We start from the raw sequence: 14,329 nt of genomic DNA on the forward strand, positions 1-14,329 counted from the left end.
TCATTATTTTCTCCGGCGGCGCCACCAGATCACGATCCCGCTGGCCAGGAACAGCAGCGGCAGCACAATCAGAAAACCCACCGCAATCAGTGTGAGTTCGAGTTCACTTAAAACCAGGCTGCTATCCAGCGTTGCGCGCGGCTGAATCATGATCAACTCTTCATCGCCGGTCAGCCAATTGATCAAGTTAATGCCGAAATCCAGATTACTGCCGTTGCCGAGATACGTATTCGCCAGAAAATGCCCGCTACCGACAACAACGATGCGCTGCTCGCGATCCTGAATATTGCGCGACATCGCCACCGCAATACTGGCCGGCCCCGGCACATCCGCATCCTGATCAAAAACAATTTCTCCGTTCAAATCCCCGGTTTCAATCCACCCTTGCGGTGCCGCCTCAACCAGAATAACGCTATGCCATTCTTCATTCTCATCCAGCATGAGCTGGCGGGCAAAGGGAAATACGGTGATGTAATTAAAATCGCTGGTTATCGCATGCGGCCCGTAAATTGCACCGAGCGCGAAAGTGATCGGCGCTTTGAGCTGTGCCGCTTGCGGATCGGCAACGACACCGGGCGTCAGCGTCAGCCGCAATTTTTCTGTCAAAGGCAGCAAGCCGCGCAACGATTCCTGATCGACTAACCACAGCAAATTACCGCCGCGATCGATATAATCCAGCAATTTCTCCACCTCTCCCGGCAGCAAATCGGTTTGCGGCGAAGCAATCAGCAACGTGCTGGCATGTGCAGCGGGAATATCCGGCTGAATGGCAAGATTGAGCTGTTGACTGCTAAAGCCATTGGTGCGCAGATGACGGCCGAATTCCCCAAGATCGTAATTGGCGCTGCCGTCAAGCCTGCGTTCGCCATGACCGCTCAACTCGACAACCCACTTATCTTCTCCGCGCGCCAGTCGCATCAAAACATTGGAGAATGCTTGCTCGTTGATCGCCGTCAAATGCTCGATCTTCTGATTGAAGCGGATGACCAGTTCACCATTGACTTGAATATCCGCTTCCTGCGCCAGAACGGGCTGTTCCACCGGATCGATAAATGTCAAGGAAAGATCCGGTTTTAGGCGCTGATACAGTGCGATAAAGTCGGTGATGATCTGGCGGATATCGCCCAGTTGCGCATCCTGCTCGGAAGCATATGCGGTTACTTGCACCGGTCCCTGCAGTTTCTGCAGGATTTCGATGCTCGCTTCACTCAAGCTATTACGCCCGTTCTGGCTGACATCCCATTGCTGCCGTGTCTGCTGCGCAAGATAACCCAGCAAAAAAACCAGCGCCAGGAGCAAAACGGCAAAGAGCCAACTGTGCGCCCGGTAATGCCGCTGCAGTTTTTTATCCAGTTCAGCCATACAACCGCTCCCCATCCAGCCGACGGATTGTCAGCGCCAGGAACGTAGTCGTGAACAGAATAAAATAGGCGATACTGAAGGTATCGATCAGACCTTGATTAAACTGGCTGAAATGCTTCAATAGAGAAAAATAGTGCAACCAGCCAGCCGCTGAATTACTAGCCAGATCGGTCAACCACAATCCCAATAACACACCCAGCGAACCTACCGCAGCAATGACCGGTTGCGCCGTCAGACTTGAAATATAGAGCCCGAGCGCAGCAAAACACGCCGCAAGCAATAACAAACCGAACGTGTTGCTGAGCAACAAGCCAAAATCCAGCGCACCCCCGATGCGCAGTGAAAAACACAACATCACAATGAGCATAATGGCAGCGAAAAAAAACAGCATGAGGCCAAGAAACTTGCCCAACACGATATCCGCGATCGAAACGGGTGCTGAAATCAGCAATGTCAACGTATGGTTGCGGCGTTCCTCAGCCAACAGACGCATCGATAATAATGGCGTAATCATCAACAACAGCACCGCCGCGATCATAAACACCGGCGACACAATGATTTCGGTAATCCCCGGCGGGTTGGCAATTTGCAGCAACTGCGATTGAATCTCGAGAAATGCATCCAGCCGCACCAGAAAAACCCAAGCCAGCACAAGTTGAATCAACGCCAGCAACAACCAGGCGAGCGGCGAAATAAACAACATATGCAGCTCTTTACGGATAATGGTCGCAATCATCATAAAAATTCCGCTTTGTCTATTGCTAAACGAGCTGAGTCAGTTGTGTAAAAACCATCTCGAGATTGTCGCCCTGCTGGCGCAATTCCGCCATTGTTTGGTCGAATACCACGCCCCCTCTATGCATGACCTGCACCCGGTCACAGACATTCTCAACTTCGGATAGAATATGCGTTGATAAAATCACACTGCTGTCAGTACCCAGTTCTCTGATCAACTGACGGATCTCGCGCATCTGATTGGGATCAAGACCTACTGTCGGTTCGTCGAGAATAATCACATCCGGATGATGAATGATGGCTTGCGCAATGCCGGCACGTTGCTGATAGCCTTTCGATAAGGTACCGATCAAATCCTTACCGCGATGCTCCAGGCCGCACCGTTGTTTCACATTATCCAATGCCATCTTCATTGATTCTTTGTTAACTCGGTGCAGCCGCGCGGCAAACCGCAGATATTCATCCACCGTCATATCCAAGTAAAGCGGTGGAATCTCAGGCAAGAAACCCAAATGCGCTCTGGCTTCCTGCGGTTTCGCCAATAAATCGATACCGCAAATCTCAATGCAGCCGTTACTCGGTGCCAAATTACCTGTCAACATGCGCAACGTGGTGGATTTACCCGCACCGTTGGGTCCGAGCAATCCCAGCACCTCGCCACGTTTTAATTGCAGATTAACCTCATGCACCGCGACAAGCTGATCATAATTGCGCCACAGATTCTGCGCCGACAAGGTTAAAGCTGCTGCTTCATCAGTCATACAACAATGTCCCGGGATTTAAGGTTCCATCAATCAATATTACTTCACCCAATTTAATAGGCAAAAACCCATCATCTTGGCGGCCTGACAGTATACGTCCGATAAGCCGATAATTCACCGGCTTTCGTGCGACGCATGCGCGGCATCGCATACAAGAAACAATGCTCGATCGATATGCTATTAATTTTGTTGCCCAAAATATCCACAATCGATCACTCAATCGAACAAAATTATTCATTTCATTCCGGCTCGGAATATCACAGACTTGTTGCAATTTTACAACATATTGATTTGATAAAATAAACAAACAAACTGATAATTGCACACTCAAAAGCTTGAAGTAGTAGAATGCTAGAAAGTTTTCAAATGCAAAATAGTTTTTTGCATAACCAATATAAATCCCGCAGTTTTCATTAAAAAGGACAACAGCATGAAGAAAATATCAGCTAAAAATACTCTCATGGGAATGATTCTTATACCAGTAATGTTTTCTGGTGCTGTTCTGGCACAAGAAACCGTTATCGATAAGGATAAAACGGTAAAAAAACCAGAAGCTTATGGTGTTGATGATCGCGGTGTAGTTGCAAGAAACACAACGGGTCTTTGCTGGCGCACCGGTTACTGGACACCGGCTATGGCGATTCACGAATGCGATCCGGATCTGGTCAAAAAACCGGAAGATGCAGCAGTCGCCGCCCCAGCCGCAGGTGCAGCAGCCGCTAAAACAGCACCGGAGAAAATTACATTTTCTGCTGATGCGTTATTTGACTTTGACAGTGCCAAACTTAAACCCAATGGCATTCAATCTTTGAATGAATTTGTTAATGGTATAAAAGGTATTAAGTACGATACCATCATCGCAGTCGGTTATGCCGATCGTATCGGATCTGATGACTATAACAAGAAGTTGTCGATACGCCGTGCTGAATCTGTCAAAGCTCATTTGGTTTCACGAGGCGTAGAGCCCAGCCGCGTCTTTGTCGATGGAAAAGGCGAAGCAAATCCCGTAACTGGAAATAGTTGTGTCGGCGACAAAAAAACCAAGGCATTGATTGAGTGCCTGGCACCGGATCGCCGTGTTGAAATCGAAGTAGCGGGTACCCGATAAGCGAAACCGGTTATCATTTTTACTCAAAAAGCCCTGCCTCTAAGTGCAGGGCTTTTTTCTTTCCATACTCCAGCACATATGAATAATTCGTTGCCAATCGACACATTGATAGAAGCAAACTGGATTATTCCCATTGAACCCGCTGAAGTGGCATTGAATCAACATGCCATCGCAATTGCTGATGGAATCATCAAAGATATTTTACCGATAGCTGAAGCAAGACTCCACTATCAATCGCAACAAACGATCACACTGAACAATCACGTTTTAATTCCTGGCCTGATAAACCTGCATACCCACGCCGCCATGACCCTGATGCGCGGGCTGGCCGATGATTTATCGTTAATGGAGTGGCTCAATCAGCATATCTGGCCGACAGAAAACCGGCATATCAATGCTCAGTTTGTATTGGATGGCTCGCAACTGGCTTGTGCCGAGATGATCAAAGGCGGCATTACCTGTTTCAACGATATGTACTTTTTCCCGGAGTCTTGTGCAGAAGCTGCCATCAGTTCCGGCATGCGCGCAGTCATCGGTATGGTCGTGATCGACTTTCCCACCGCTTATGCCAGTGATGCGGACGATTATCTGGCCAAGGGATTGGGATTACGCGACCAATATCATCAGCATCCGCTGCTTTCCTTTTGTTTTGCGCCGCACGCGCCTTACACCGTCAGTGACAGCACGTTCCGCAGCATTCTGACGTATGCGGAACAACTGAACGTGCCTATCCACACGCATCTGCACGAAACACAGGATGAAATCCGCCTCAGCTTGGAATCTACCGGTATTCGACCGATTGAACGTTTTCAGCAACTGGGGCTGCTCGGCCCGAACCTGATTGCCGTACACATGGCGCATCTGACCGAACATGAAATAAAACTCGTGCATCAATACGGCTGCCATGTCGCCCACTGCCCGTCATCCAATATGAAGCTTGCCAGCGGACTGGCACCCGTTACGGCTTTATTGAATCAAGGTATCAATGTCGGTCTCGGCACCGATGGCGCGGCCAGTAACAATCGTTTGGACATGTTTGAAGAAATGCGTCTGGCTGCGCTGCTGGCCAAAGCGACCAGCGGCCAGGCCGACGCTCTGCCCGCGCACCAAGCATTGCGAATGGCGACTTTGAATAGCGCCAACGCGCTGGGATTGGGAGAAATAACCGGTTCATTAGCCATCGGAAAGGTGGCTGACATCACGGCTGTTGATTTTTCCGGCATTAACCTCTCGCCTTGCTACGATCCGGTTTCGCACTTGGTCTACGTAGCAAGCCGCGAACAAGTGAGTCATGTGTGGGTAAATGGTAGAATGCTGCTACAAGATAAAGAACTGATGACGCTCGATCCGGTTGAACTGCAATACCGCGCCGCATACTGGCATGAACGCATCGCAGCAACATCTCAACACTCGTCACAAAGGAATGCATATGGAAAATGACGGCATTAATGCTGATCCGCTGGAACTGGAAAAATTCAGCCAACTCGCGCACCGCTGGTGGGATCCCAATAGCGAATTCAAACCATTGCACGAAATCAATCCATTACGCCTCAATTACATCAACGACCTCACCGGCGGACTAACCGGAAAAACGGTATTGGATGTCGGTTGCGGCGGCGGCATTTTGTCGGAAGGCATGGCGTCGATGGGTGCGCATGTCACTGGAATCGATCTGAGCGACAAGGCGCTTAAGGTTGCCAAACTGCACTTACTGGAAAGCGGGCATCACGTCGATTACCGCAAGATCACGACGGAATCGCTCGCCAAAGAACAACCGCAACACTACGACGTGGTCACGTGCATGGAAATGCTCGAACATGTGCCGGACCCGATGAGCGTTATCCGTGCTTGCACGCAATTGGCCAAACCGGGTGGCTGGGTTTTCTTCTCAACGATCAACCGCAACCCGAAATCCTATCTGTTTGCCATCATCGGCGCGGAATATATCCTGAAGCTGTTGCCGCGCGGTACGCATGAATACGCCAAATTCATCAAACCATCCGAACTCGCGCGCATGGCGCGCAATGCCGGATTGACGGATGAACAACTGATCGGCATGACGTACAACCCGATTACCAAAGTCTACGCCTTGGAAAATGACACCGACGTCAACTACATCATGGCTTACCGTAATTAATCCAATCGCCGCTCTTGTCTTTTTTGCAATTCTTTGATTCATGATTAAAGCCGTACTCTTCGATTTCGATGGCACACTGGCCGATACCGCACCCGACCTTGGCCATGCACTGAATCGCCAACGTACTGCGCGCGGCCTGTCCGAATTACCCATCGCGCAAATCCGTCCGCTGGCTTCCGCCGGTTCACGCGGCTTATTGGGACTCGGCTTCAACATCAAACCGGGCGACACCGGCTATGAATCGATGCGCGACGAATTTTTGGATTTCTACACCCAACGCTTATGCCAGGATACCTGCTTGTTTCCGGGTGTCAGCGAATTGCTCGACCAATTGGAAAAACGCAACTTACCTTGGGGTATTGTAACCAACAAGCCGGCACGATTCGCACATCCGCTGATTGAAATGCTCGGCTTGGCGCAGCGCGTTACCTGCGTCGTTTGCGGCGATGAATTGGCGAATACCAAGCCGCACCCGGAACCGCTGTTAACCGCCAGCACCAAAATCGCCATTTCCCCCACGCACTGCATCTATCTCGGCGACGATATCCGCGACGTTCAGGCCAGCCTGGCAGCCGGCATGCAACCCATCGTTGCGCGCTACGGCTATCTGGGAAATGATCAACCGCCGGAGACCTGGGGCGCCCGGTATCTGATCGATCACCCTAGAGAACTATTAAGCTATCTTTAAAGCTTTCCTGATTAATTCTGTTAAAATGCGCGACACATAGGATTTGAACTTTTTTGTATCATCATCATCTTATGCATGACCTTTACGAATACCCGGGGGCGATCCGGTTTCGACGTGGGTTGCAAAGCAGCGCAGGGCATACCGAGGATCAGATTACCTCGTAAATCCATCTGAAAACAATAGTCGCAAACGACGAAAACTACGCTTTAGCCGCTTAATCGGCTAGCCTCTGCACCGGTGGGCCTCAACGCCGGGTCTGGCAACAGACAGCAGAGTCACTAACGGGGATCGCGTTCTGCAGGGTCACTTTACAGAACGTTAAACAATAGGTGACTCGCCTGTCATCAGCCTGCCGGTTGGCGGTTGCCGGGTCAAATCAAATAATTTGGCTAAGTATGTAGAACTGTCTGTAGAGGGCTTGCGGACGCGGGTTCAATTCCCGCCGCCTCCACCAAATTGAAGGGCTCGGATAATCTCCGGGCCCTTTTTCTTGCCTGAAATCCCCGCACTACGCGGGGTTCCGGCCATCAGTGTTGCGGGTGGCTACCTGCCGAAACGTGCCGTTTTCAGCATTTCTGGCTCCAGATCTGTCTCTATTCTCCGTTTGGCCTGCGGGTAGGCGCTGTTTTGGCTCTAGCAAAATCAACAACTTACGCGCAGCGGTTCATCGTCAACCAAGGCGACCGGTCAGGCATCAAACGCCGTTACCACCTTGCGTTGCGCCATCCAGTCGGTCGGTAGCGGATTGCGCTGGAACCACAGCAGGCTCATGCACCGAGGCTGCCGCCCGGCCAGGATGGTCTGGATGATGGCAGGCTCCAGCAGAGTCAGACGCAGCAGCTCGTTGACCGTCGAGTGGTGCAGGCCTTCGCGCTGGGCGATCTCGCTGCCACTGCCCACCACCCCATCGTCGAGCAGTTGCTGCCAGTAGAAGGCCCGCGTCAGCGCCACCAGCAGGGGCTGGTCGATCTGGGCGGCCACCGTGCCCGGCGCATCAAGCTGGCCGTCCGGGCGCACCACCACTTTGCTGCCACCACGCTTGCGGATTTTCAGCGGAATGAAGGTGGACAGCTTCACCTGCCCACCATCCCGGCGCTCGCGGGCAATGGCTGCGCCCAAGGGTTGCACTTTTGGTTTCATATCGCCTCCTCCAACTCCTGCAGTTCTGCGCCGATGCTGCCAGGCATCAATTCCCTGGCCAGTTCCTGCCAGCCCTGATTGCGCCAGATGATTTCCAGCCCGCCGTCGGCAATCACGACCCGCTCGATCAGCAACTGAGCCAGACGACACTGTTCGGCAGGAAACAATTCCCGCCACAGGCTGGCGAGGTTGCGCATCGGCAGCACGACCTGCGGCTCGGTCAGGTCAGGCCGAAGTTGCTGTACCCGTTCCCACACCGATTGCACGATGTGCGGTGCCAACAGTGCCGCCACGATTTGCTGCGTGACCAGTTGCTCAATCGGCACGGCTGGCAGCGGGCCGTGCTGACTGGCCCACGCCCCGAAGCGCCGGTGTTTGATCGGGCTGTAGTAACGGTAGGTCTTGCCCTTTTTGACCGTGTAGCTGGGCACCAGCCGTTCGCCATCGGACGTGAACAGCAGGCCGCGTAGCAGCACCGGTTCGCTTTGGCGGTCATTGGTGTCGCGCCGCCGCTCGATGCCATCGGTGGCGATCAACGCATGGACGGCATCCCACTGCGCCTGCGTGATGATGGCCTGATGCTGGCCGGGGAAGCTCTGCCCCTTGTGGACGATCTCGCCCAGGTACATCCGGTTGTGCAGCATCTTGTAGATGGTCTGCTTGGTGAAGGCCTTGCCGCCCTTGGTGACCACGCCTTCCGCGCCGTAGGCCTTGGCCATCAGCGTGGCCGAACGCACGGTCACGAAGTCATCGAAGATGCGGTGGACCAGCTTGGCCTCGACCTCGTTGATGATCAGCAGCCGATCCCGCACGTCGTACCCCAGCGGCAGCGGCCCGCCCATCCACATGCCCTTGGCCTTGCTGGCAGCGATCTTGTCGCGGATGCGCTCGCCAGTCACCTCGCGTTCGAACTGCGCGAAGGACAGCAACACATTGAGCATCAGCCTGCCCATCGAAGTGGCCGAATTGATCTGCTGCGTGACGGCACTGAAGCTGACGCGGTGGCGGTCGAACACATCGACCATGCGCGCAAAGTCCGCCAGCGAGCGCGACAGCCGGTCGATCTTGTAGACCACCACGATGTCTATCTTGCCCATCTGGATGTCAGCCATCAGGCGCTTCAAGGCGGGCCGGTCTATATTGCCGCCGGAGAAGCCGCCATCATCGTAATCATCAGCCACCGCAATCCAACCTTCGTGGCTCTGGCTTTTGATGAAGGCGTGCCCGGCTTCCTTCTGGGCATCGATGGAATTGAAGGACTGGTCCAGCCGTTCATCGCTGGAGACGCGGCAGTACACCGCGCAGCGTTTGGGTGATACGAGCAATGGCGCGTTCATTGACCACCTGCCTTGCCGTCGCGCAGACCAAAGAACTTCGGCCCGTTCCACTGCGTGCCGGTGATGTGGCGCGCCGCCGCCGACAGGCTTTTGAACACCTGACCGTTGAGCTCGTACAGCCCATCCGGCGTAACGGTGACGCGATGCTGGCGCTCATCCCATTCGCGGATCAGCGTGGTGCCGGGCATCAACAAGGTCTGAGCATTGCGTCCGACACTGCTTTTGATCTTGGAATGCTTGGCACCGGCCTCGACCAGCATCTTGCGGATATTGGTGGGCAGCGCGCCGTAGGCCTTCTCCTGGATGCGGTAGGCCAGACGCGATTCCACATAGTGGCGGTTGCGGTGGCTGGGTCGCCGGGGGAAATGCTGATCCCAAAGCGCCCAAAGGTCAGCCATGGGCAGGGATGGCAACGCGGCCAGTTGGGCCGAGATGCTGCCATTGGGGGTGTCCGTCATTTTTTGCTCCTGTGGTTGAGACAGGTCCATGAACGCGCTGTGGCGAGCAGAAGCCAAGTCAAACCATGCTCTTTCGATACGGTGTGGTCACCGGCGGCGATGCCGACGCGGTGGGCGCTGGACGTGGCGTTGCCACCAACGTTGAAGGCGACGTTCGATGCGCGCGGCCATACACAACCAGCGCCACCACCATGGCAGCTTGATCCGCATGCGGCGCGGCCTGCGCACGATGGTCGTCGATGCCCTGCCAGAAACAGTGATCGGGGTCTCGCCCCACGATGTCTGGGAAGCAGAAGGCTGTGCACCGACGCCGTCATCCCGCGAGATGGCTGCCTGTGCAGCTGGCGGCAAGAACTGCTGCCTGATAGGCAGGCGATCCAGACCATCCGGCCCGGGTGCGATGCGTGGCGACAGCGGCCCGAAGCGCCCCGGCTGATGCTGGCGGGAAGGCTGAATTTCCATGACTGCCGCCCTCACACATCCACACGGACGACGCTGGATTGGCCGGTACCGTGATCGAGGTGTTTCTTGGGCGGATTGGGATCGGGTGCGTAGATGCGGCGCTCATCGTCCTTGCGCTTGGGGTGGTACACCTTGAGGCCCCAACCATCGAAGCCTGCACTGCGCAGGGCTGTATCCAGTGCCGTGACCAATTCGTTGTCGGTGCTCGTAAATAGGTCGTTCAGCTCGCGCAATTCTTCAAACGGCACCCCTTCGATCAGGGTGGGCAGCAATTCACCATCGCGCTGCCGTCCAATCAGCTCGTGCTCATAGCGAGTGCAGGCATCACCGGTCACGCGGGTGTGGGTCAGGCGCACGCGCTGCAGCAGTACTGCCTCCACGCTCTGCATCTCGCGCCAGGCCTGCACGAAAGTCTTGGCGGCCTCCAACATCCGCCGTGCACTGGGCCGGAAGATGCGGCGAATTTCCTGATCGATCAGCGTCTCATCCAGCCCGGCGACCATCTGCCCGGCCAGATCGTTGATGTACTGTTCCAGCGCTTTGACGCGGGTGGGTGCTTCCAGCACCTGCTGCGTGGCCTTCACGCGCGCGGCTTGTTCCTGTGCCAGCGCCTGCTGGTGTTCTTGATCTAATTTCGCCAGCGCATCCGCGTCGCCCAAGGCTGCCATTACATCTCGCTGGACGGTCAGCGTCATCTCCGGTTCGGCTGGTTTTTCCCAGCCGCAGGTGATGCGGTTTGCCGCGACCAGTGCCGCAATGGCTTGGTCGTACTGCGCGTTCTGCTGGCGCAGGCGGTCGAATATTTGCGCCACAGCTCTGACGTCCCCGATTTCATTCAAAGGGGATTCGGTACTTGCTGTGTCGTCGGTGGATTTCTTGCTGCGGCGGATCAGATTCACGGTAGGCTCCTGTCGATTTAGAGAATGGTTCAGACAGGAGCAATGGTCCGCGCGGAGACAGTTCAGGTCGATCAGGGCGCAGCGGGCGAATGAGGGTTTTCGGGCACGATTCAGCCGTAGATGATCTAGACATCCGGCCCGCTGTTGTAAAAAAGCCCTGAAGCGGATAGCAATTTAGAGTAATGGATCGGGCTATCGGCGGCCGTTTCGTATAAAAGCGAATTTTGGCCATTTGCCTTCAGAAATCAGCAGGCGAAGAATCTCCTCATTACGGGCGCACATCCCTCTCGACGGGACAGCGTCCCCCAACGACGACAGGAGATTCCGATGCAAAACACGCTGCCAGAACTGATCACCCCGCGCACGCTGGCGGCCCGCTGGGGACTTTCTGAAAAAACCCTCGAGCGCTGGCGCATGACCGGCAACGGGCCGACGTTTCTCAAGCTGGGCAGCCGCGTGCTGTACCGGATGGATGATGTGTCGGCGCACGAGGCACTGCGCACCCGCCGCTGCACCGCAGGCCAGTCCATCAGCGAAGGAATCTGGCGATGAACCGCGCCCAACGCCGCCAGCGCGACAACCTCACCCGACAACTGCGTGCCTACATTGCCGAACATGGCGTCGAGGCGATGCTCGACAAGATGTTCGGCCCGGGCAGCTGGCGTTACGATGCCCGCGAACAGCTGCGGATCGTGCCCGACGCCAAGGACCCCGGTCCCGGTCGCGCCTACTACTGCGTGCGCGCCAATGGCGACTGGTTCAAGGCACGGCTGGATGCGGAGCACACGCAATGATGGCGGCCACAACCCAAACCGCCACGGTGGCCCGCCATTCCTTTTTCGATTTCAACGATGCCGCCGACCTCATCCTGCCGCGCCACGACAAGGATGAAATCCGCTCTCGATTGCTGGACCAATTGGAATCGGTGCTGCTCTATCTGTTTCCGCGTGGCAAACGGCGCGGCAGCCAGTTCTACATCGGCAACCTGCAAGGTGAGCCCGGCGACAGCCTAGTGGTCGAACTCGAAGGCCCCAAGCGTGGCCTGTGGATCGACTTCGCGACCGGCGAATCGGGCGATGTGCTGGCGCTGTGGGCCAGCACCCGGGGCTACCACTTGCCCGCCGATTTCAGCGATCTGCTGGAAGACGCGGGCGATTGGCTGATGGTGCCGCGTATCGCCACCACGCCAGTGCTGCACACCAGCCGTGCTTATGACGATCTCGGCCCGCACACGGGCAAATGGGATTACCTGGCGGCAGATGGCAGTCTGCTGGTCTGTATGTATCGGCACGACACCCCCACCGGCAAGCGGTACCGCCCGTGGGATGTGCGGACGCGGGCGATGCGGATGCCGGAGCCGCGTCCGCTCTACAACCTGCCAGCCATCGCTACAGCGGATGCCGTGGTGCTGGTCGAAGGTGAAAAGTGCGCCGACGCCTTGATGAAATTGGGCATCGTCGCCACCACCGCCATGGGTGGTGCAGCCACAGCCATCGACAAGACCGACTGGACGCCGCTGACAGGCAAGACGGTCGCCGTCTGGCCTGATCACGATGAGGCAGGCGCGCGCTATGCCGCTGCCGCTATCCAGAAACTGACGAGCATCGGGGCCTCGGTCCGCCGTGTTCGTGTGCCACAGGACAAGCCCGCGAAGTGGGATGCTGCCGACGCAGTGGCCGAAGGCTTTGATGTCGAAGCGCTGCTGCGCACCTCCGAGTCGGTTACCGACGTTGCCATCACCGCCGCCCCAGTGCTGGACATCTCCCGTTGGCGGGCAGCAGATCGTTTTACCGGGCAGCCCCAGCAACGCCGCTGGCTGGTCGAAGGCGTGTTCCCCCAGGCGCAAGCTGCGCTGATTGCCGCTGCGGGCGGGGTTGGCAAATCCTTCCTGCTGCTGGCCCTCACGCGTGAGGTCGCAGCCTTCGATGGCGTCTGGACCAATGCGCCCACACTGTTCGGTGGTGCACTGGCAGGCCACGGCATGGCGGTCTACATCACCGCCGAGGACGATGCCATCGAGGTTCACAACCGGCTCAACGCTCTTGGGCCGATCCCAGACCGGCTGTACGTGCTGCCACTCCCCGATGCCGGTGGCGCGGTGCCGCTGTTTGCGCCCGATCCCGCCACCCGGGGCCCCGCGACCACGGCAGCGTGGATGGATCTGGAGCGGCAGCTCAAGGCCATGCCCAAGCTGTGCTTGGTGGTGCTCGACCCGCTGCAGCCGCTGTGCGCGCTGGATTTGAACGTGCCGGAGAACGCCCAGTTCGTCTGTTCGCGTTTGGCTGCGTTGGCGGCCAGCACGGGCGCAGCCGTGATCGTGTCGCACCACTTTGCCAAGCGCGAGGCCTCCACACCCGAGCAGGCCCGCGAGGCGATCCGGGGCACTGGCGGTCTGGTCGATGGAGTGCGGGCGGTCTATGCCTTGTGGCACCCGAAGGAAGATCAGGCCAGGAAGCTCTGCGAGGCCTTGGGCGAGCCCTTTGAGCGTGGCCGCGTGGTGATGGGCGGCGTGGTCAAGGCCAATGGCCGCGCCAACCTGCGCGTGACCACCTTCTTGCGCGGTGCCAGCGGCTTGCTGGTCGATTACACCGACCGTCTGCGCCAGACTCTGCCAGAGCCGGATGACCTGCTGCCTGCGCTGAAATCCGCCATCGCCCGTGCCGCGCGGGATGGCCAGCCCTACACCAAGACTGGCGGCAACGGCCTGTACGAGCGCCGCCACGAATTGCCTGAAGCCTTCCACGCCATCGGCAAACACCGGCTCTCCGGCTGGGTGGATGCCTTGCTGGCGCAGGGTCAGTTGATCACGGCCATGGCCGAAGGCTCGAAGCTGGTGAAGTGGCTCGACGTGCCCGATGGCCCGGTCGCCCAAGGCCAAGCGGTGTTCATCACCGGCCACCTGACTCGTTCCAGCGCTGGTCGGCCAGTCACCGAGTAATGCTTCCCGCCCTCGATAATCATTCCCGGCTTCCCGCTTTCCCACCGGGAACGCTCATGGGGTGGGAACGATTTACCGCCAGCAAAATCAAGAGGTTAAATCGTTCCCGGGGCAAATTCTTCCCAGTCGAGCCGGGAAGGATTAAAACCCAATGAAATCAACGCATTCCCGGCTTCCCGGTGTTTCCTCTCTAAAGAGAGGGTGAGCATTGGGAATGCTCACCTCACTCGAGTTGTGGCGCTGACCGGACCGGGAAGCGGCGACCTGCCCAGGCAAGACGGGTCCTTCCTGGCCAAAATCCAAT

15 protein-coding genes and 1 other RNA gene are annotated in these 14,329 nt (G+C 56.5%); 8 read left to right on the forward strand and 8 right to left on the reverse strand.

From position 1 onward, the window contains the following. Positions 1-3 precede the first annotated feature (3 nt). The 3 genes from HRU78_09515 to HRU78_09525 are packed head-to-tail and all read right to left on the reverse strand — an operon-like array spanning position 4 to position 2,858. Positions 4-1,362: a GldG family protein gene (locus HRU78_09515; GenBank protein ID QOJ23854.1), complete on the reverse strand. Its 1,359-nt coding sequence runs from the start codon at positions 1,360-1,362 to the stop codon at positions 4-6. Next, a complete protein-coding gene (locus tag HRU78_09520) occupies positions 1,355-2,098 on the reverse strand; it encodes an ABC transporter permease subunit (GenBank protein ID QOJ25002.1) in 744 nt (247 codons plus the stop codon). Before HRU78_09520 ends, HRU78_09515 begins: the two co-directional genes overlap by 8 nt. 25 nt (positions 2,099-2,123) lie before the next feature. Beyond that, complete coding sequence (locus HRU78_09525; protein QOJ23855.1) at positions 2,124-2,858, reverse strand: ABC transporter ATP-binding protein; 735 nt, start codon at positions 2,856-2,858, stop codon at positions 2,124-2,126. Between the two features lie 430 nt (positions 2,859-3,288). On the opposite strand from HRU78_09525, the gene HRU78_09530 reads away from it, so the two are divergent. The 5 genes from HRU78_09530 (at position 3,289) to ssrA (ending at position 7,245) form a co-directional block, all read left to right on the forward strand. Beyond that, positions 3,289-3,966: an OmpA family protein gene (locus HRU78_09530; GenBank protein QOJ23856.1), complete on the forward strand. Its 678-nt coding sequence runs from the start codon at positions 3,289-3,291 to the stop codon at positions 3,964-3,966. Positions 3,967-4,044: 78 nt separating this feature from the next. Next, a complete protein-coding gene (locus HRU78_09535) occupies positions 4,045-5,406 on the forward strand; it encodes a TRZ/ATZ family hydrolase (GenBank protein QOJ23857.1) in 1,362 nt (453 codons plus the stop codon). After that, entirely contained in the window at positions 5,396-6,103 is a 708-nt protein-coding gene (gene ubiG, locus HRU78_09540) for a bifunctional 2-polyprenyl-6-hydroxyphenol methylase/3-demethylubiquinol 3-O-methyltransferase UbiG (GenBank protein ID QOJ23858.1), read from the forward strand. Before HRU78_09535 ends, ubiG begins: the two co-directional genes overlap by 11 nt. 40 nt (positions 6,104-6,143) lie before the next feature. Then, complete coding sequence (locus HRU78_09545) at positions 6,144-6,791, forward strand: HAD-IA family hydrolase (protein ID QOJ23859.1); 648 nt, start codon at positions 6,144-6,146, stop codon at positions 6,789-6,791. Between the two features lie 94 nt (positions 6,792-6,885). Next, positions 6,886-7,245, forward strand: a transfer-messenger RNA (tmRNA) gene (ssrA, locus tag HRU78_09550). Between the two features lie 233 nt (positions 7,246-7,478). Here the strand turns inward: ssrA and HRU78_09555 are convergent. From HRU78_09555 to HRU78_09575, 5 genes are all read right to left on the reverse strand, one after another. After that, complete coding sequence (locus tag HRU78_09555; GenBank protein QOJ23860.1) at positions 7,479-7,931, reverse strand: hypothetical protein; 453 nt, start codon at positions 7,929-7,931, stop codon at positions 7,479-7,481. After that, positions 7,928-9,268, reverse strand: coding sequence for a recombinase family protein (locus tag HRU78_09560; GenBank protein ID QOJ23861.1), 1,341 nt, complete (start codon positions 9,266-9,268; stop codon positions 7,928-7,930). Before HRU78_09560 ends, HRU78_09555 begins: the two co-directional genes overlap by 4 nt. Further along, positions 9,265-9,726, reverse strand: coding sequence for a DUF2924 domain-containing protein (locus HRU78_09565; protein QOJ23862.1), 462 nt, complete (start codon positions 9,724-9,726; stop codon positions 9,265-9,267). Before HRU78_09565 ends, HRU78_09560 begins: the two co-directional genes overlap by 4 nt. A gap of 87 nt (positions 9,727-9,813) precedes the next feature. Further along, positions 9,814-10,188, reverse strand: coding sequence for a hypothetical protein (locus tag HRU78_09570; GenBank protein ID QOJ23863.1), 375 nt, complete (start codon positions 10,186-10,188; stop codon positions 9,814-9,816). Positions 10,189-10,199: 11 nt separating this feature from the next. Further along, a complete protein-coding gene (locus HRU78_09575; protein QOJ23864.1) occupies positions 10,200-11,087 on the reverse strand; it encodes a hypothetical protein in 888 nt (295 codons plus the stop codon). Between the two features lie 327 nt (positions 11,088-11,414). Between HRU78_09575 and HRU78_09580 the strand changes: the two genes are divergently transcribed. The 3 genes from HRU78_09580 to HRU78_09590 are packed head-to-tail and all read left to right on the forward strand — an operon-like array spanning position 11,415 to position 14,025. Next, complete coding sequence (locus HRU78_09580; GenBank protein ID QOJ23865.1) at positions 11,415-11,639, forward strand: DNA-binding protein; 225 nt, start codon at positions 11,415-11,417, stop codon at positions 11,637-11,639. After that, positions 11,636-11,881: a hypothetical protein gene (locus HRU78_09585; protein ID QOJ23866.1), complete on the forward strand. Its 246-nt coding sequence runs from the start codon at positions 11,636-11,638 to the stop codon at positions 11,879-11,881. The genes HRU78_09580 and HRU78_09585 overlap by 4 nt, the downstream gene beginning before the upstream one ends. Next, positions 11,878-14,025 carry an AAA family ATPase gene (locus tag HRU78_09590; GenBank protein ID QOJ23867.1) on the forward strand — a complete coding sequence of 716 codons (2,148 nt, stop codon included), beginning with the start codon at positions 11,878-11,880 and terminating at the stop codon, positions 14,023-14,025. The genes HRU78_09585 and HRU78_09590 overlap by 4 nt, the downstream gene beginning before the upstream one ends. The last annotated feature ends 304 nt before the right edge of the window (positions 14,026-14,329 follow it).

The organism is Gammaproteobacteria bacterium, assembly GCA_015709635.1.
GTDB lineage: Bacteria > Pseudomonadota > Gammaproteobacteria > Burkholderiales > Nitrosomonadaceae > Nitrosomonas.

What these genes read in the sequence shown, in the direction of transcription:
- HRU78_09590 (QOJ23867.1), top strand. Translation starts at nt 11,878, where the DNA reads ATGATGGCGGCCACAACCCAAACCGCCACGGTGGCCCGCCATTCCTTT.
- HRU78_09515 (QOJ23854.1), bottom strand. Translation starts at nt 1,362, where the DNA reads ATGGCTGAACTGGATAAAAAACTGCAGCGGCATTACCGGGCGCACAGT.
- HRU78_09545 (QOJ23859.1), top strand. Translation starts at nt 6,144, where the DNA reads ATGATTAAAGCCGTACTCTTCGATTTCGATGGCACACTGGCCGATACC.
- HRU78_09525 (QOJ23855.1), bottom strand. Translation starts at nt 2,858, where the DNA reads ATGACTGATGAAGCAGCAGCTTTAACCTTGTCGGCGCAGAATCTGTGG.
- HRU78_09530 (QOJ23856.1), top strand. Translation starts at nt 3,289, where the DNA reads ATGAAGAAAATATCAGCTAAAAATACTCTCATGGGAATGATTCTTATA.
- HRU78_09585 (QOJ23866.1), top strand. Translation starts at nt 11,636, where the DNA reads ATGAACCGCGCCCAACGCCGCCAGCGCGACAACCTCACCCGACAACTG.
- HRU78_09535 (QOJ23857.1), top strand. Translation starts at nt 4,045, where the DNA reads ATGAATAATTCGTTGCCAATCGACACATTGATAGAAGCAAACTGGATT.
- HRU78_09580 (QOJ23865.1), top strand. Translation starts at nt 11,415, where the DNA reads ATGCAAAACACGCTGCCAGAACTGATCACCCCGCGCACGCTGGCGGCC.
- HRU78_09555 (QOJ23860.1), bottom strand. Translation starts at nt 7,931, where the DNA reads ATGAAACCAAAAGTGCAACCCTTGGGCGCAGCCATTGCCCGCGAGCGC.
- ubiG (QOJ23858.1), top strand. Translation starts at nt 5,396, where the DNA reads ATGGAAAATGACGGCATTAATGCTGATCCGCTGGAACTGGAAAAATTC.
- HRU78_09565 (QOJ23862.1), bottom strand. Translation starts at nt 9,726, where the DNA reads ATGACGGACACCCCCAATGGCAGCATCTCGGCCCAACTGGCCGCGTTG.
- HRU78_09570 (QOJ23863.1), bottom strand. Translation starts at nt 10,188, where the DNA reads ATGGAAATTCAGCCTTCCCGCCAGCATCAGCCGGGGCGCTTCGGGCCG.
- HRU78_09520 (QOJ25002.1), bottom strand. Translation starts at nt 2,098, where the DNA reads ATGATTGCGACCATTATCCGTAAAGAGCTGCATATGTTGTTTATTTCG.
- HRU78_09560 (QOJ23861.1), bottom strand. Translation starts at nt 9,268, where the DNA reads ATGAACGCGCCATTGCTCGTATCACCCAAACGCTGCGCGGTGTACTGC.